Annotated in this window: 16 protein-coding genes; 9 read left to right on the top strand and 7 right to left on the bottom strand. The window is 33.4% G+C overall.

The features are described 5' to 3' along the window. Positions 1 to 251: 251 nt before the first annotated feature. On the bottom strand, positions 252 to 1,334 hold the full coding sequence (locus FLAK523_RS09750) for an ice-binding family protein (RefSeq protein WP_248902926.1): 1,083 nt from the start codon (positions 1,332 to 1,334) through the stop codon (positions 252 to 254). A 689-nt stretch (positions 1,335 to 2,023) separates the two neighbouring features. Here FLAK523_RS09750 and FLAK523_RS09745 point away from each other — a divergent pair. Together FLAK523_RS09745 and FLAK523_RS09740 are read left to right on the top strand one after the other, a co-directional pair. Further along, on the top strand, positions 2,024 to 2,452 hold the full coding sequence (locus tag FLAK523_RS09745; protein ID WP_248902925.1) for a hypothetical protein: 429 nt from the start codon (positions 2,024 to 2,026) through the stop codon (positions 2,450 to 2,452). A 188-nt stretch (positions 2,453 to 2,640) separates the two neighbouring features. After that, the gene (locus FLAK523_RS09740) at positions 2,641 to 3,048 is read left to right on the top strand and encodes a hypothetical protein (RefSeq protein WP_248902924.1); all 408 of its coding nucleotides are present in this window, start codon (positions 2,641 to 2,643) and stop codon (positions 3,046 to 3,048) included. Between the two features lie 228 nt (positions 3,049 to 3,276). Here FLAK523_RS09740 and FLAK523_RS09735 read toward each other — a convergent pair whose 3' ends face one another. Further along, positions 3,277 to 3,720, bottom strand: coding sequence for a hypothetical protein (locus FLAK523_RS09735; protein ID WP_248902923.1), 444 nt, complete (start codon positions 3,718 to 3,720; stop codon positions 3,277 to 3,279). Then, entirely contained in the window at positions 3,721 to 4,212 is a 492-nt protein-coding gene (locus tag FLAK523_RS09730; RefSeq protein WP_248902922.1) for a DUF4920 domain-containing protein, read from the bottom strand. A 571-nt stretch (positions 4,213 to 4,783) separates the two neighbouring features. Between FLAK523_RS09730 and FLAK523_RS09725 the strand changes: the two genes are divergently transcribed. Beyond that, a complete protein-coding gene (locus FLAK523_RS09725) occupies positions 4,784 to 5,545 on the top strand; it encodes a DUF4382 domain-containing protein (RefSeq protein ID WP_248902920.1) in 762 nt (253 codons plus the stop codon). A gap of 413 nt (positions 5,546 to 5,958) precedes the next feature. Here FLAK523_RS09725 and FLAK523_RS09720 read toward each other — a convergent pair whose 3' ends face one another. After that, positions 5,959 to 8,433: a zinc-dependent metalloprotease gene (locus FLAK523_RS09720; protein WP_248902919.1), complete on the bottom strand. Its 2,475-nt coding sequence runs from the start codon at positions 8,431 to 8,433 to the stop codon at positions 5,959 to 5,961. A gap of 391 nt (positions 8,434 to 8,824) precedes the next feature. Here FLAK523_RS09720 and FLAK523_RS09715 point away from each other — a divergent pair, with 391 nt between their 5' ends. Further along, the gene (locus tag FLAK523_RS09715; RefSeq protein WP_248902918.1) at positions 8,825 to 9,619 is read left to right on the top strand and encodes a transglutaminase-like domain-containing protein; all 795 of its coding nucleotides are present in this window, start codon (positions 8,825 to 8,827) and stop codon (positions 9,617 to 9,619) included. 87 nt (positions 9,620 to 9,706) lie between these two features. Next, positions 9,707 to 10,321 (top strand): alpha-ketoglutarate-dependent dioxygenase AlkB, encoded by a 615-nt coding sequence (locus tag FLAK523_RS09710; RefSeq protein ID WP_248902917.1) that lies wholly within the window; start codon positions 9,707 to 9,709, stop codon positions 10,319 to 10,321. A 122-nt stretch (positions 10,322 to 10,443) separates the two neighbouring features. On the opposite strand, the gene FLAK523_RS09705 is transcribed toward FLAK523_RS09710, so the two are convergent. After that, positions 10,444 to 10,824 (bottom strand): hypothetical protein, encoded by a 381-nt coding sequence (locus FLAK523_RS09705; protein ID WP_248902916.1) that lies wholly within the window; start codon positions 10,822 to 10,824, stop codon positions 10,444 to 10,446. Between the two features lie 470 nt (positions 10,825 to 11,294). Here FLAK523_RS09705 and FLAK523_RS09700 point away from each other — a divergent pair, with 470 nt between their 5' ends. From FLAK523_RS09700 to FLAK523_RS09690, 3 genes are all read left to right on the top strand, one after another. Further along, positions 11,295 to 11,762 carry a carboxymuconolactone decarboxylase family protein gene (locus tag FLAK523_RS09700; RefSeq protein WP_248902915.1) on the top strand — a complete coding sequence of 156 codons (468 nt, stop codon included), beginning with the start codon at positions 11,295 to 11,297 and terminating at the stop codon, positions 11,760 to 11,762. 160 nt (positions 11,763 to 11,922) lie between these two features. Continuing rightward, positions 11,923 to 12,729, top strand: a complete 807-nt coding sequence (locus FLAK523_RS09695) for an AraC family transcriptional regulator (protein WP_248902914.1) — start codon at positions 11,923 to 11,925, stop codon at positions 12,727 to 12,729. Between the two features lie 88 nt (positions 12,730 to 12,817). After that, positions 12,818 to 14,329, top strand: coding sequence for a class A beta-lactamase-related serine hydrolase (locus FLAK523_RS09690; RefSeq protein ID WP_248902913.1), 1,512 nt, complete (start codon positions 12,818 to 12,820; stop codon positions 14,327 to 14,329). 68 nt (positions 14,330 to 14,397) lie between these two features. Here FLAK523_RS09690 and FLAK523_RS09685 read toward each other — a convergent pair whose 3' ends face one another. Beyond that, complete coding sequence (locus tag FLAK523_RS09685; RefSeq protein ID WP_248902912.1) at positions 14,398 to 15,444, bottom strand: RluA family pseudouridine synthase; 1,047 nt, start codon at positions 15,442 to 15,444, stop codon at positions 14,398 to 14,400. Next, complete coding sequence (locus FLAK523_RS09680) at positions 15,434 to 16,051, bottom strand: PASTA domain-containing protein (protein ID WP_248902911.1); 618 nt, start codon at positions 16,049 to 16,051, stop codon at positions 15,434 to 15,436. Before FLAK523_RS09680 ends, FLAK523_RS09685 begins: the two co-directional genes overlap by 11 nt. Positions 16,052 to 16,301: 250 nt before the next feature. Here FLAK523_RS09680 and FLAK523_RS09675 point away from each other — a divergent pair, with 250 nt between their 5' ends. After that, positions 16,302 to 17,270: a D-alanine--D-alanine ligase gene (locus FLAK523_RS09675; RefSeq protein ID WP_248902910.1), complete on the top strand. Its 969-nt coding sequence runs from the start codon at positions 16,302 to 16,304 to the stop codon at positions 17,268 to 17,270. The last annotated feature ends 29 nt before the right edge of the window (positions 17,271 to 17,299 follow it).

Genomic DNA, 17,299 nt, shown 5'->3' with positions numbered 1-17,299 from the left:
AACAGGCTAATAAATATTATAGAAAAATCAATAATTGCTTTTTTAGTTGTTTTTTATCATAGAATGCGCTATCGGGCATACCCTTCGTGATTGCTTCATCGTTCTGCTTCGCAATTTCACTCTGGTCGGACTTCCTGATAGCGATCGGAATGCATCCAAACACAGAAGTAAACCATCCATCGAGATATTACTAAACATAAAAAGAGGCGCTCCACGGGAACACCTCTTTCAACATTATTTTATACTACACTTTATTGTGGTTGTACTACTGTGTTTCCATCAAGAATTACAGCAGTTTGCGCTAAAGCTCTTCCATTAAAAGAAGCTCCTGTTTGAAAAGTTATCCCTGTTTTTGACAAGATAATACCTTCAAAATGAGACGTGCTTCCAAAAGATGCTTTACCAGCTACCTGCCAGAAAATGTTTGAAGCTTTGGCTCCACCTTGTAAAATCACTCTTGTTGCAGCACTCATAGCTAAATCACCTGAAATCTGGAAAATCCACACATCATCAGCTGATCCTGAAATGGTTATACTCGCTGGTACGGTTACAGAGCTAGTCCATTTATAAAGCCCTGGAGTTAATATTTGACCACCAATATTTCCTGCTCCCAAATTGAGAACATCAGGAGAAGGACGTCCTGCTGCATCATTGTAAGCTGTAATCATATTTTCAACCGCCGTGGTAAGGTTAGAAGAAGTTGGAGTAACCATGTCAGCAGCATATACTTTTCCGGTAACTTGTGCAGCCTTTGCATAACCTGTAAAATCTGTTAAAGAGAATCCTGTAATATACGATGTAGCTGCTGGACTTAGTCCTAGATCTCCTGTAATTACAGACGTTGGTACGTTAGTAATTGTCGTTTTTGCAAGAATTACATAATTCCCTGCTGAACCAAGACTAACAGCTGCTAAGCCAACCGCCGGGTTAGCCGTTGTTGTAAATTCCCATTGCTTGTTAGCGCTAAGAGCTTTTCCATCTGCACTTTTTACTCCTGTAGTTAGTGTAGCTGTATAAAGAGTATTAGCTGCAAGTACAGTTGCTGGAACAAACTTTGCAGTGGTGCCTGAATATGAAACTGTTCCTAATACTGTGTTTCCTGCTTGTTTTACTGTAAACGTTGTGCTATTAATAGTTGATGCATCCATTGCGATACTAAAGTTTACAGAAACTACTTTATTTCTCGCAACATTTGTATCACTACTTAAGGGACTAGTTAAAGCCACAGTTGGAGTTGGAGCTGGAGCCGATTGCGTGGTGTCGTCATTTGAACAACCCGTAAATAAGACAACCATTACTATTGCACAAGCTGATAATAGATTTTTAATTTTCATATTTATATGTATTTGTGAAGTTTCGAAATTATCACATTGCAAATGTAGGGTTGCTTTATATGTTTGATGTTACACAACAATATCGTTAAGTTACATAATTCACACTTTCCTTTTACCAGCCTAAAATGGTATCTCTCATAAAGGAATAGCTATCCTATATAAGAAGGAACTTCTAGGAAATTCATTATCCCCCGCTGCCGTGCGAACCCTTTCGTGTGGCTGCATAGGGGACACTAAAAGGCGTCATTTGGTGATGATGCCCATATTGAGCGTTCAAATTTTCAATGGAACTGGGCGAATTATCCAGCTGACAGAAACTATGAAGTTTCTCCTTGGCACGAAGCGTTTGTAAATGCTAGATTGTGGATTGAGAAAAAATAATCTTTAGATTTATTATATAGAAAGCGTTCCTGAAAAGGAGCACTTTTTTTATGGGAATAAATTAAAAATTTCGCGGCTTCCGTATGAATATATGTATTTGAATGCATAAAAAGTCTAACGACTGTCAGAACTATATACTAGTTGGCTGTAATTTGAACAAAAACCTCAAACACATAAAAATCTGATTGTGTTGGTGTTAAGAGTTAATTTAAAATAGTTACCTTCACAGACTAGGAATTTTATTGAATTAGTTCTTTTTATAAAGAATTGATAAAAATTAACTAATAACAAATTAAACCTCAAATATTATGAAAACCTCAAATATTAAACTACTTATAATTTTAACGGCAATGACACTATTTATTGGAACATTTACATCTTGTTCAGATGATGATGGACCAACAGTAAATATTACCGTTAACGAAGGACCTTCTGGAGATATTGGCGGAGATTTTACTGGTAATGGTGGAAATGGCTCTAGAACAATTAATTGGATTAACAACTTGGCAACTGCTGACTATAACGCTGATATTACTGCTACAGCATCAGGAACATTCCAAATTGTAGTCGCAGATGCTAATGGAATTGTGGTTCTTGACAGAAGCCTAAAAGGCGGAACCGACCCAGATAGTATTGACGGAGTAACTAAAGCTGGAAAACCTGGAAAATGGACTATTACAATTACGCTGACTTCATTTAATGGAGACGGAAGTTATTCATTAAGTGAAGGAAACTAATAAGTATAGATACATAAATTAGTAAAAGGCTGTCTCTAATTTGTTAGCTTCTTTTTATGTAAAATAAATATAAACTAAAGCCAACACTGTATAAAAATAATGCTTAGTTTAGTGCTTAATCAAGAGTTCCTGCGCTTTTGTTATGCATAACCGTTATGGAGTATTTACAAAACTGAAACTAACAGTCAATGGAAACAGCAAAAATAGGAGCATATAAATCCCAAGACAAGAAAAATGGGTTTGACTTTGTTTTCGAAGGCGAAATTCGGTTTGGGCCGACATACTACAAAATAAAATTAAACGGACAATTAATCGCAAACAGAATATTTGGGTTTGAATTTAAATGGCATCCGAACTCAACCTTTTTAGCATTGCAAGAATGGTTAACTATCGACTACCAAAAAGGCCCCGTAACTGCATTAACTTTGATTGATCTTCAAAAAGGGATATTCGCAACGATCTCAACTGCTGAAAAAGGTTTCGTCAAACCTATTAAGTTTGACAATGATATTATAATTTTTGAAAAAGAATATTTGGCTAATGGAAAAATCGTGGAATGCGAAATAAAATTAGACGAAATAAAAAATTGGGAATAAAAAAACAAACGATAAGCCCCATTTTGAGCTAGTTGGAAATTAGTGGAATTATAGTTTCGTTAAATATTTTCCTAAAGCCGGAAATAATCGTTTTTATATGTTGTAAATTATTGATTCCGCAGCTAGAGAAAATAAGAGTTTGTCTTCCAAGATAGCACCATATTTGAATAATAACATTCATACCAAATCAATTAAATGAATAGCAATATTCCCAATGAAATTCCTGTTTTATTGTATATATAACTTCTTAATTCTTGGTATTGGACCACCACACTTTACTTCGTGACAACTAACACATGAATTTACACCTTCATTGAAATGCTCTTTTGCATTTTTAGGATCTTCATAAATCAACTCTTGTGCTTTGATGAAAAGAGCGGCTTGTTCTTTGAAAAAAGTATCATTTTCACTTTCATCAGTCATAATCGCTTTGTGGATTTTCATAAAATGATTTGGGAATTTCCCTATAGTCTCTCCTTTTTTAATTCTTTCTTTTAGTTGCACCTTTTCATTATACATTTGCTCCATCAACAAAGACATCTCAGACATTTCATACATCTCAAATTGTTTCTTCTCTTTGCTTGACGAAATTAATGTAGTTTCTTCTTTATCAGACTTTTTAGCACAACTAAAAAACAGAACTAAACATAAATACAGTATACTGTTTTTCATTTATTTTTTTATTAAAACACCATCAGCCATTAGCGAATAGGTAGTTTTTGGTGCTACGATACTGTCGATAGCGGCTTGAGATTTTCCTCCGTCTTTTGCGTAATGTTTCAATTCTTCAACAGTTTCAACACTTACATACGCTTTTCCACTAATAACAACTTCTTCATTACCTGCATTTTTAGGAACGAAAAAAGCGTAGTCCTTAAATTTAACAAACACTTCTTTTTCATTTGCTAAATCCAAATTCATCCAACATCCTTTTTTCGTACAAACTTCTTTTATTTTAGATTTGAATTTTACAGCAATTGTATCTCCTTGAGAAAGCTTATCAAATTTGGCTAACATCTCTTCTTTTGTCAAAGCATTTTCAGCTGAAATACTATCTCCAAAAGTAGCATATGCAACTTCCGTTTTCATTTCTTGAACTTTATCCTCTTTTTTACAACTCATCAATGCCAGAACCGAGCAAGCTATTACAATTGACTTTTTCATTATTATTTTTTTTTATATTATTAATTTAGTATTCCAACTCACAAAAATAGTCAGAAAATTGAAAAATCAAGCAAATAATACATCAATTTTTAACTATAACTAAGGAATTGCTGTGCGATTACTTACTGTCTTCATAATGGTATTTCGTTTCTATATTTACCACTATACCTAGAATGTTTTTTTGTAGAAAAATTTAGGGCGGGTTTACAGTTCGTACACGAATAGTGTATTGACATAGGAAATCTACAAAATGAAAAGATTAAAAAAATAATAAAAATTTATTGTGATTGATTATTGGTATGTGTACGGATTGCACATCCGCTATCAGCTTCTTCTATAGATGTTACTGTGGATGTTGTAAACGAAAAAATGAAGTAATCCTTATTTATAATTACAAAAACTCTTCAGGAAAATTGGGATTTCTTTTTATAATGTTTAACCATTATCGCAGAATGTATTAGCTAAATGGAAATTATATAAATTTAAGCTGTTATTCTATAACAGTGTCTAAATCAATAGTAAGCACCTTTGTATTGTTGTAAAACTTAAATTACAGCATAACAATTATATTATGAAAAAGATATTTTTAATTGCCACGATTATTGCGTTTGGTATTACATTGAATTCTTGTAACAGTGATTCTAATTCTGACACATATGCCTACAATGTTCGTATGACAGATGCTCCGGGACCTTATCAAGAAGTAAACATTGATTTACAAGCTGTGGAAGTTACAGGAGGCAATGGACAAACGGTACTATTGAACACTACAGCAGGTATTTACAACCTTTTAGATTTATCTAATGGTGTTAGTAAGCTAATTGCTACAAGTGAATTGAGTGATGCTAAGGTATCGCAAATTAGGTTGATCCTTGGGTCTAACAACACAGTGAAAGTGGGAAATGTTGTTTATCCTTTAAGCACGCCAAGTGCGGAACAATCAGGTTTGAAATTACAAGTGCACCAAACCTTACTTGCTGATATTCAAAATGAAGTCCTTCTTGATTTTGATGCTAATACATCAATTGTACAAACTGGAACTGGAACTTACAAACTAAAACCAGTAGTTAGAACTGTAGTTACAGCTATTACTGGAAATATCAAAGGAAGCATTACACCTATTGGTACTTTGGCTGTGGCAACAGCTACCGCTGTTGATGGTACTATATATTCGAGTAGTGTGAACGAGTTTGGTCAGTTTCAAGTATCAGGGCTTTTACCAGGTAGCTATACTTTTACTATAACACCTTTATTGCCATTACTACCTGTAACCAAATCGAATGTGGTGGTTGTAGCAGGTGTAAACACTAATGTAGGTGTCATAGCGCTATAATAAATACCTTTTTGGTCCAAATTTTTATTTAAAAACCACGAGTTGTTAAATCTCGTGGTTTTTTTATGCCTTAAAATCAACTACTGGTTCAATAGTAAATTACAGCACCAATATATCCATCTCCGGTTCTCATTTGCAACGAGGACCAACTTACTATTGTAACGGAGTACAGCGTTTGTACCGCGACTTATTAAAAAAGAAAATCTTGCCAATAACTAAAGTTTCTTTTCGTGTGTAACACGAACTCCCAACAATATATCGAACTAATGAAGTAATGAAACTTCTGTTAAACGAAACCGCTCTGCATCCACTCCTTAAAAGTTTTTGATAAAATAATTTCACAGACACCCAAAAGCAAAAAAGCACTTCAATACAGAAGTGCTTTTTTGCTTATTTATCAAAGTAAAAGAAAATTATTTAGGATTTAATATAAGCTCAATTCGCTTGATACTATCTTCATAATGGTATTTCGTTTCTATATTTATCGCTGTGTTTTTTGCAGTAAACAATGATCCTTTTAAAACGTTAAGTTCTCCTCTTACTAGAGCCCTTACATCAGATTGTGATACGTTATAATACCCCTCTGATTTTTCGGATTTAATTTCTTCGTTCATTAAAAAATTCATTCTTTCAATATAGGCACGTTGCAAGTTTCTTCTATAGATACTCACATTAGAAACCAAAGTTGCTTCTTTCCATATCCCTTTTCTCATATCGCGAAGTAAATCAAGGGCTTTATAATTTGAAGTCCCCATTATCTCCGCGTCCATTAATCTACCAATACGACCAAAACTCAAAACATTGTTTAAATGACGAACTTGTAAATTTCTAAATCGCTCCGTATACCCTGTATAATCAATGTTTTTCAAAGTAGATACATTAACTAACCAAGTAGGTGAATTAAAAGCATTGTTTTGCAACCAAAGCATGGCTTCTTGTTGCTTTACTTTAGGCACAATATCGTATACATTCCCGGATTGATTAGGTTTCTTCATATTTTCATATACACCACCCACATTGGTAACAACATGACCTACATACCTACTCCAAACATCTAACATTTCCTTATACAACTCATCTAAATCATCGTAATTGTTGGTTACATCACTAGTCCACTCTGATAAATGAGCGGCAACATATTGTAAATTTTTAAGACCGTAAGAACTGGCTTTCATAGAATTATTCCCTATATCTTCGGTTTGTGAAGTGGGATCAAAACTACTGCTCTGTTTTCCATATTTATAAATAGGATTCCCTGCTTTCTCTAAAATCCATTTGTCTAAAACTGACTTCTCAGATTCTGGAGAAATTGACTTTGGAATCACTCGATAACCCCAGTTTACTGCATAATGATCGTAAGGCCCCATTTGGCGTATGAAACGAATATTCTTGTCTTCGGGTTGCGCTATGTAATTAAAACGGGCATAATCCATTATACTGGCTGCAATTCCGTTTTTTTGTGTAAACGCACCGTCTCTATAACTTTCAATTTCATAAGCACAACTGGCTCCCATATTATGTGGAAAACCAAGAGCGTGACCTACTTCATGTGCAATAACCATTCGCATCATATCTCCCATTTCCTCTTCACTCGTGTTTAACGTTCGTGCAGAAGGATTTGCGGCTCCTGTTTCTAACAAATACCTGTTTCTATAAGAACGCAAATGATTGTGGTACCATATCACGTCACTTTCGATTATCTCTCCAGTTCTAGGATCAGAAACACTGGGTCCAGTTGCATTACGGGTTGTACTCGCCACATAACGAATCACCGAATAGCGAATGTCTTCTGGACTAAAGTCAGGATCTTCTTCTTTTGTAGGTGCATCTTTTGCGATGATGGCATTTTTAAAACCAGCCGTTTCAAAAGGTTTTTTCCACTCTTCAATTCCTAACTTGATGTATTTACGCAACTTTTCAGGAGTGGCGGGATCTAAATAATAAACAATAGGTTTAATAGGTTCGACCAATTCACCACGAGCATAAGCTTCAGGGTCTTTTGGCTCTAATCTCCAACGGCGGATATAGGTTTTATAATCTGATTTTAATTCATCACTACCATAATCAAATTGACTCATAGAAAACCATCCTATTCTTGGATCAGCTAATCTAGGTTGCATTAACTTCTCAGGAAGCAATATCATAGATTGATTCATTTGGATACTAATTGTTTCAGTATCTTCTAATACAGGCGGTTTTGAAGCGTTATACGTAAAATCTTGAACGACTTCAATATTCATTGGAAAACTACGCATTGCATTGATAAAGCTACGCGATTCATCCAGCCCTTTCACCTTATATGTTTCTCTCATAGCTGAGGACAATCCACTGATAGATTTTACATCCGTACTATAAAATTTAGTCACGTCAATTACGGTATTAGCAGTGTCTTTACTAAACGCCACAATATCAAATGCGTATAAAGTAGGCTCATAATTATTAGATTTTACTGAAATACTAATAGGTAGGCTATCATTTGCAACAGCGTTATATGACTTTAACTTTATTAATATTTTATCCTGAAAACGTTGCCAAACTATAAGCTGCTCATTAGTTTCAGAACCTGCGTTAACATATCCTCCACCTAGATTAGAAGGCAGTTTAGAAAACCTGCTAACCAAAAGCATGTCTTTGTCTAATAACAAATTAGGGATTTCAAAAAAGTATTTCTTATCTACTTTATGTACTGTAAACAATCCAGTGTCTGAAATAGCATCTTTGGTAATTACCTTACTGTACTCTTTAATAGTAGGCTCGGGCTTTTTTTCAGCTGGAGGAGGTACTGTTGCCGTAACTTTCTTCTTTTTTTTATGATTTGACTGCCCATAATGCGTTGTGGGTAAAAGCATTAATGCAACGACTGTGGTAATAATGAGAATCTTATTCACTTATAGGTTCTTTAATAGTTATTTGATTCAAAAATATCCTTTAACGCATTCAAATTGACAAATAAGCATTGGTTTAACTTATTATTAACAAATAAACATCGATAGCTATATTTAATTCTAGATAACTAAAAATGACAACATTGAAAGTGTAGTTGAGTTTATTTAGATGAAAGACTTTGGCAAAAAAAATAGAACAATGCATTAATATTATATCTAATAAATAAATCATTCCTTATTAAATATTTTTTTCATCAATGCACAATACCTGAAAGTTTATTTTTCTTACAACCACTACATTACAACGCTTTTATAAGACCATACGACAGTAATAACAATCAATATTGAATTGAATAAATTATATTTAGTTTAAGAACCTCCTAAAATATTGTTTATGAAAAGAGCTCTAAGTTGGTATTTAAGACGGCATCCATTCTTGTTCAAAATACGATATAGATTAGTCTCTAAAAGGACATCTTTAAATCGTATCGAATGTTTTTGTTACAATGATAATAATCCAAAAACAGATATCCCTGTTTTATTTCACAAATTCAACAATATCATTTTCAAGAAAATAGACATTGAGTTTAGTGATTTAAAAAAGGCCAAGAAAATAGCAGTTTGGCTTAGAAATAATATCAAGGGAGGACCCGGAATAGGAAAATCATCAGAATATGCATTAAGAAAAATGACACAAGGTGAAGGCGGGGTATGCAGTGACTTTGCTCAAGTCTTTAATAATTTTTGTGTCATTAATGATTTAAAAGTGAAAGAATGGGGAATAAAAATTGATTCTCCTCTACCGTCTATTGCAGGGGGACACTCCTTTAATGAATTTTATTCTAAAGAATTGCGAAAATGGATATTAATAGATGTCTCTAAATCCATATATTTTTATCAAAGCAACCCTAAGGTCCCATTATCAGCAATAGAGTTATTATATTTAAAAAAGAAAAACATAAAAATAAACTTCAAAAGTTTTAATAAAAAGATTGCAATTGATAATAACAGAATAACCGATTTATATCTAACCTCCTTTTCATCACTTTTTGTAATTACTAATTATTGCAATAAAACTTATGATTATTATTTAACCAAACTGGCTTTTTTTCCGGAGTCAGTTGTCCACGGGCTAGTTTTCCTACGAGGAAACAGTTATTCTTTTGAGTTTCCATCCTATTATAGTTAAACTCGTCATACTTTTTTATAGCAGAATATAATCATTTAAAAACTATTTCCGACCTTGCTGCAATTGTATGAAAACAACAAAGCCAAAATGGATTTATTCAGCACAGAACTAGACAAAAACATAAACTTATTACCCAAAGACGGTACCGTAAATTATTATGGAACTCTACTGTCTAACGATGAAGCCAACAATTATTTGGCTACTTTATTAGAAAATATTGCTTGGAAAAATGATGAGGCGAATATTTTTGGTAAACTTATTAAAACCAAACGAAAAGTAGCTTGGTATGGTGACTCATCCTATAATTACACCTACTCTAACACTACTAAGCAAGCCTTAGCATGGACTAAAGAGTTGCTTGAACTAAAAACTTTAGTGGAAGAGAACACGGGAGAAACCTATAATTCTTGTTTGTTAAATTTGTACCATAACGGTAGTGAAGGTATGGCCTGGCATAGTGATGGAGAAAAAGATCTTAAAAAAAATGGAGCAATTGCTTCGGTAAGTTTTGGTGCCGAACGAAAATTTGCATTCAAACACAAAGAGACAAAAGAAATAGTTAGCAGAATATTACAAAACGGAAGTTTACTGGTTATGAAGGACGAAACACAAACACATTGGTTACATCGCTTACCTCCTACTAAATTAATTACAAGACCGCGAGTAAACCTAACCTTCAGGACTATTGTTTCAAGAGAATAAGTACAACTTGTATACTTGGGTGTTGGGTGTTGGGTGTTGGGTGTTGGGTATTATATTTAAAATAATTCCATAAAAAAATAAGTACGAAATAGATCGTGTGAAAAATACTAAAAAAACAATCTTTAGACTGCTACTATTCCATTACTTTGAAATATAGCCGAGAGGTACATGCTTTCATTTGGATCATAATATTCTATACCGTTTTTATACCATTCTTCAATAATGTTAAACTGATAAGGGGTATATCCATCAGCATCGATATCAATTCCAAACATACCTGCGATAAGAAATTCTTCTAAGACATCATCAGTAACAATACGTTCAGGTATTCCTAATTGTATCGCTCCATTCATATTTTCATATTTTGACCTTCCATAAACAAATCCAGACTTATAGGCTTCATCAGTTGGATTGTTATCGAGTAGTTGTGTAAACGGATTCAAACCACTTGAACAACCATCAAGGTAATTTTTTCTATATACTGCATCAAAGATATCTTTCATCCTTATATATTTTAATAACTCCCACAATAATAAAGATAAAATTCTTCCAAAAAAATTATAATCGTTGAAAGGAAAAAAAAACCTATAATCTTCATTATATCACAAAATAATTAAAATTTATTTAAGAAAAAAAATACAATAAATTCAGAAATCCCGTCCAAAAAAAATAACAATTATAAGAATTCGCTATTGAAAATTAAACTTTTTTTTGTAAAAACAAAAAAAATGAAATACACCCTTATATATTACAAAACTCAAGAAAAAACCAATAGAATAAGTGATTTTCTAATTAAGATGTATTATGATAATAAGTTTCCCATAAAAAAATCATAACATATTTATATACAGATATTTAAAAAAAATAATACCTTAACTTAGTGCTAGCAAACAAGCCCGTCTAGAACACGACTTAACCAATTGAAAAGTTAAGTGAAATTCTGTGTATTTTTTAAAATCTAATATTTATTACTATGAAAACAATCATTAAAAAAGTATGTTTATTAATTACCGCTTTTCTGATATCTTCGACATTATTCGCCCAGGATAACAAAGCGTATGAAAAAGCGAAAACGGAGATTCAAGAACAATTTGGAACATTCCCATCTTTATTTAAGGTATACCCTAAACATGCACTTGCAGGTGCCTGGGAGAACTTTAAGCAACTGAACGGTCCTACAAGTAAGATCCCGCCAAAATATCGGGAGTTGATACAACTTGCTGTAGCTGCCCAAATCCCATGTTCTTATTGTATCTATTTCCATACTGAATCAGCTAAAGCCTTTGGTGCAAGCCAAGAAGAAATTCAGGAGGCAATTGCTCACGGTGCGGCAACAAGACAATGGAGTATGATATTACAAGGAAATGAAACAGATTTAGAGGCGTTTAAAACTGAATTTGACGGGATGATGAAATACATGTCCGAAAAAGCTAAAAAATGAGAAATTTGATAATCATTACCATCTAAAACCACGCATTAAAAAACAACCTCGGATACAATTGCTTTCGAGGTTGTTTTTTGCCCTTATCTGAAAAATAATCCTAACTTGGCTAAATATCTTGATTAAAACCAAGCCGATATCACTCATAATTTTAAAACTAATGAGCTTTTATTCAGAATACTATGTAAATAAGGAATGCGAACGGTTTGTCAATAAGATTTGGGCTTTGGACAATAGTACTAATCAAAACCCAATTGAGAACAAATTGATTTTACCTAATGGTTGTTTCAATTTGGCCATAGTAAGCGGTAATGGCATAGAAGTACATACTAAAAAAAAACAGTACGTGATGGATACGGGGATTTATTTCTGTTCCCAAATGACAAGCAAGGTTTCAGTAGACATTATGCCTAACACTAAAGTCATTATAGTGCAGCTACACGCTTGGACTGTATCAATGTTTCCCAACTATGATTTAAGTGATTTTATAGATACTATTGTTGAAATGAATCAAAATGACTTGCCTTTTAAAGGAGAAATAGATCCTAATTTATTTACCAATACGGAGTCAGTACTACTATTTATCAATGAAAACTTTGGGGATTTAAACAAAATACAACCCTCAAAAACTCTAGTAGAGCAGCTGTGTGATTGTATAAAACAACATCCTGAAGACATAAGTGTTTCTGAAATTACCTCTTTTTTAAAAACTTCTCAAAGAACATTACAAATAAAGTTCAAAAAAGCAACAGGACTAACCATCAAGAATTATATTAAAATCCTCAAACTCCGAAAAACCATTGACACTATGGTTGAAACAGGAAATGAAAAGAATAACTTAACTGCTATAGCACTTGATAATGACTACTTTGACCAATCACATTTTAATAAAACATTTCAAGAGATGATCAAGATGAGTCCAAAAAAATTCGATCCAAATTCATTTATTCTTTCAGAGAAACGGTGATTTTCGCTTTTTTACAATTTAGTAATTACTAATACTCTTAATATTGCCCAATAAAATAATTTCAATCAATCAATCAATCAATCAAAAAATGAATTTTAAACACCACCCAATCCATTCCATAAAAACACTCTTTGTTGGAATCCTTTTTTTCTCTTTACAAATGGGATATTCCCAGATTCAAAAAGAATCCCAATTATACAAAACGATTATAGCAAAGGATAGTTTGCTTTTTAATGTGGGTTTCAACACCTGTGACGTAAGTCAATTTGAAAATTTATTAAGTGATAAATTTGAATTTTTCCATGATAAAGACGGGACTTCGAGCAAAAAAGAATTTATAACCAAACTAAGGAGCGGCTTATGCATATCACCTACCACTTTTCAATCCAGAAGAGAATTATTACCCCAATCAACTGAAGTTTATCCTCTTTACAAAGAGAAAGTTTTATATGGCGCAGTACAATACGGAATTCATAGTTTTTATGAAACAATAGGAGGTAGAAAAGAAGTGTTTGGAAGCACAGCTAGATTTACTCATGTTTGGCTATTGGAAAACGGGAATTGGAAACTCACAAAATCTTTAAGTTATGACCATCAAACTACAAGGACCTTAGCAAACCTGCCTACTCTTTTTGATAATGACACCGAAATTGAAAAATGGCTAGCCGAAAATAAAGTGCCTGCATTAGGAATTGGAGTTATTAACGATGGTAAACTGCAACAAGTTAAAGTTTATGGAGAGCTAAAAAAAGGGATAAGTGCCCCTTATAATACCTTATTTAATGTTGCTTCCTTGACAAAACCCATTACTGCAATTGTAACGTTAAAATTAGTCAGCTTAGGAAAATGGAACTTGGATGAACCCGTTTACAAATATTGGATTGATCCAGATCTTGCTAATGATCCTTACCTTAAAAAACTGACCACAAGACACATTTTAAGCCATCAGACTGGTTTTACTAATTGGCGTGGAAATAATGCCGATGGAAAACTGCATTTTGAATTTGAACCTGGAACGAAATACCATTATTCAGGTGAAGGTTTTGAATATTTAAGAGAAGCATTAGAACGTAAATTTCGTAAAACGCTGGACCAATTAGCAAAGGAACTTATATTTGAACCTTTACAAATGACCGATACCCAATTCTTTTGGGACAAAAAAACAGATGAAAAAAGAGTAGCTCTTGGATATAATCCCAAAGGAGAAGCATACGAAACCGTAAAAAATAAAAAAGCCAATGCAGCCGATGATTTACTTACAACTATAGAAGACTATGGAACTTTTTTAGTAAGTATAATGAACAAAGAAGGCTTGTCAAAAAAAGTATTTGATGATATGATCACGAATCAAGTAGCTACAAAAAACGGAAAACATTTTGGGCTTGGTTTTGAAATTTATGATTTTGATAATGGAGATTATGCTTTGTCTCACGGTGGTGCAGACAAAGGAGTCCAAACCATTGTTTTTATCTTTCCAAAAACAAAAAAAGGGTTACTGATTTTTACTAATGTAGATGATGGGTATAAAGTATATGAAAAAATATTGACTCACTATTTAGGTGATTTCGGAAAAAAAATCATTGAAATCGAAACCAAATAAGAATCTTGTTCTACAAACAATCATCTTTAAAACCATAAAAAAAAGCCCCAAACGGGGCTTTCAATATTTTACTTCTCTACTTCTTCGTCAGTATTATGAGATTTCGAATAATTTCTCCATTTCTCAATACAATCATGAAAATCTTGTGGGAGTTCTGTATCAAAACGTTTCAACTCACCAGTTGTAGGATGCACAAAGCCTAAAGTCTTAGCGTGCAAAGCCTGTCTTGGTAATATTTTAAAACAGTTGTCTATAAATTGTTTGTATTTAGTAAACGTAGTTCCTTTTAAAATTAAATGACCACCATAACGTTCGTCATTAAACAAAGGATGTCCTATGTGTTTTAAATGCGCTCTAATCTGGTGTGTTCTTCCTGTTTCCAGTTGGCACGAAATCAAAGTTACATAACCAAAACGCTCTAATACTTTATAGTGGGTAACAGCTGGTTTCCCAATTTCAGGATCAGCAAAAACCGCCATTTGCATGCGATCTTTTAGGTGACGCGCTAAGTTTCCTTCGATTGTCCCTTTTTCATTTTCTACATTACCCCATACAAGAGCAACATATTCTCTCTCTGATGATTTAGCTTCAAATTGTTTTGCTAGGTGAGTCATCGCTGCCTCTGTTTTGGCAACAACTAATAAACCTGAAGTGTCTTTGTCAATACGGTGAACTAAACCTGGACGTTCACTACTATTCATTGGCAAATTATCAAAATGATAAGCTAATGCATGTACAAGAGTTCCTGTATAATTACCGTGTCCTGGATGAACAACCATTCCTGGCACTTTATTGATTAACAATAAAGCATCGTCTTCATAGACAATGTTTAACGGAATATTCTCAGGTACTATATGATTTTCATATGGAGGATGCGTCAACATCACACGCACTACATCAAAAGCTTTAACCTTGTAGTTTGATTTTACTGTAGCGTCGTTTACAAATATATTCCCTTCAGTAGCGGCAATTTGTATTTTATTTCGAGTTGCATTTTGAATTAGCCCCATTAAATACTTATCAATTCTCAAAGAGGTTTGTCCTTTTGGAACTTCAAATTTAAAATGCTCGTATAATTCGTCTTCTAATTCTAACGTATCGTTATTATTGTTCATTTGGTAATTCTTCTATTGGTGTTTCTAGGTTATCATTGATAATACCCTCTTCATAACTTGCTTTTCCATCGCCTAGGACTAAATCTATCTTAGATGATTTCAACACCCTATCCCCTGCTTTAATATTTCTTCCTTTGTATCTCATTTCCAGTACAACATCTTTCCCTAAATTCGGAATATAAGTAATCGATCCTTCTTCAAGACCAAGTGCTTTTAATGTTGGAACCGCCTCACGGTATGATTTTTCAATTAAATCTGGAACTTTCACTGATGAAAATCCGGAGCTGTTTATCTTGATATACACCTTTCTCCCTACCTTAACTTTCGCACCCGGTAAAGGATCTTGCAGTACAACACTGTATTTAGGATAATCTCCTCTATAGTCAACACTGTCTAATAGGACATAGTCTAAATCTAACTCGTCTAACTTCTCTTCTACCTGATCCTCTGTTAGTTTACTCAAATTAGGCACCGTAATTTCATTCCCATGATCAGTTGTAAATGTCAACCAATGCATAAAAAAATACCCAATAATGGCAACCATTAAAAGTGCTAAAAACATTTGCCCAAGAAATACTCGGCTACTAAGATACTTACGTAAACTCATAAAATTATTTTTATTTGTCGCAAAGATAAAGCTATTTCGTTTCAATAAAAAATGATAATTTTGTTTTAAGGTTTTTAGAAGCAATTTCCCGCTATACGCTATATCTTTTTATAAAGCTTCCAGCCAGCAAAAGGCATGAAGCTTTATAAAAAGGATGCCGCTGCTATCGGGGCTAAAAATCAATCGGAATCAAAAAAACAATCTGTGTTTAAAATTAAAACTTTAAACCTGAAACTTTAAACAAATTAAAATGAAGAACATTGCCATTATCATGGGCGGCTATTCCAGCGAATATAAAATCTCACTTATGAGCGGAAACGTCGTGTATCAAAATCTTGACAAAACTAAATATAACGCTTTTCGCATTCATGTTTTCAAAGAAAAATGGGTATATGTAGACGAATCAGAAGCTGAATTCCCAATTGATAAAAATGATTTTTCAACAACGATAAACGGAAATAAAATCAAATTTGATTGTATTTTCAATGCCATACACGGTACTCCGGGCGAAGACGGATTGATGCAAGCCTATTTTGAATTATTGGAAATCCCTCAAACTTCTTGCGATTATTATCAAGCTGCACTAACTTTCAATAAAAGAGATTTGTTATCCGTTTTAAAACCATACGGAATAAAAAGTGCTACTTCCTATTATCTAAACAAAGGAGATGTTATTAATGCTGAGGAGATCATTAATAAAGTTGGATTACCTTGTTTTGTAAAGCCAAATAAAGCGGGTTCCAGTTTCGGAATATCAAAAGTAAAAACTGCAGCCGAATTGCCTATTGCAATCGAAGTGGCTTATAAAGAAGATAACGAAATCATCATTGAAAGTTTTCTAGACGGAACTGAGGTATCTGTAGGTGTCATCAATTATAAAGGCAAAGTAACCGTTTTACCTATTACTGAGATCGTTTCTGAAAATGATTTCTTTGACTACGAGGCTAAATACCTTGGTAAATCACAGGAAATAACACCTGCCCGAATCTCTGACGAAATGACTCTAAAAGTAAGTGCGATAGCAAAGCGTGCTTATGAAATTCTGAGAATGAAAGGTTTCTCACGTTCTGAATTTATATTAGTCAACGACGAACCATTTATGCTGGAAATGAATACCATTCCGGGACTCACAACCGAAAGTTTGATTCCGCAACAAGCTGCCGCTGCCGGAATTTCATTGGAAGATTTGTTTACTAATGCTATAGAGTTATCTTTATAAAAATTACCTAGTAATTAAATATAAAAACA

It is taken from the genome of Flavobacterium sp. K5-23, from assembly GCF_023278045.1.
Classification (GTDB): Bacteria; Bacteroidota; Bacteroidia; order Flavobacteriales; family Flavobacteriaceae; genus Flavobacterium.
Note: the sequence above shows the minus strand (reverse complement) of the source record. Positions and strands in the feature narration are given on the sequence as shown.

Coding starts and splice junctions, on each gene's coding strand:
- FLAK523_RS09695 (WP_248902914.1), top strand. CDS start 11,923: ATGAGCTTTTATTCAGAATACTATGTAAATAAGGAATGCGAACGGTTT.
- FLAK523_RS09740 (WP_248902924.1), top strand. CDS start 2,641: ATGGAAACAGCAAAAATAGGAGCATATAAATCCCAAGACAAGAAAAAT.
- FLAK523_RS09685 (WP_248902912.1), bottom strand. CDS start 15,444: ATGAACAATAATAACGATACGTTAGAATTAGAAGACGAATTATACGAG.
- FLAK523_RS09730 (WP_248902922.1), bottom strand. CDS start 4,212: ATGAAAAAGTCAATTGTAATAGCTTGCTCGGTTCTGGCATTGATGAGT.
- FLAK523_RS09675 (WP_248902910.1), top strand. CDS start 16,302: ATGAAGAACATTGCCATTATCATGGGCGGCTATTCCAGCGAATATAAA.
- FLAK523_RS09690 (WP_248902913.1), top strand. CDS start 12,818: ATGAATTTTAAACACCACCCAATCCATTCCATAAAAACACTCTTTGTT.
- FLAK523_RS09710 (WP_248902917.1), top strand. CDS start 9,707: ATGGATTTATTCAGCACAGAACTAGACAAAAACATAAACTTATTACCC.
- FLAK523_RS09715 (WP_248902918.1), top strand. CDS start 8,825: ATGAAAAGAGCTCTAAGTTGGTATTTAAGACGGCATCCATTCTTGTTC.
- FLAK523_RS09700 (WP_248902915.1), top strand. CDS start 11,295: ATGAAAACAATCATTAAAAAAGTATGTTTATTAATTACCGCTTTTCTG.
- FLAK523_RS09725 (WP_248902920.1), top strand. CDS start 4,784: ATGAAAAAGATATTTTTAATTGCCACGATTATTGCGTTTGGTATTACA.
- FLAK523_RS09735 (WP_248902923.1), bottom strand. CDS start 3,720: ATGAAAAACAGTATACTGTATTTATGTTTAGTTCTGTTTTTTAGTTGT.
- FLAK523_RS09705 (WP_248902916.1), bottom strand. CDS start 10,824: ATGAAAGATATCTTTGATGCAGTATATAGAAAAAATTACCTTGATGGT.
- FLAK523_RS09680 (WP_248902911.1), bottom strand. CDS start 16,051: ATGAGTTTACGTAAGTATCTTAGTAGCCGAGTATTTCTTGGGCAAATG.
- FLAK523_RS09750 (WP_248902926.1), bottom strand. CDS start 1,334: ATGAAAATTAAAAATCTATTATCAGCTTGTGCAATAGTAATGGTTGTC.
- FLAK523_RS09745 (WP_248902925.1), top strand. CDS start 2,024: ATGAAAACCTCAAATATTAAACTACTTATAATTTTAACGGCAATGACA.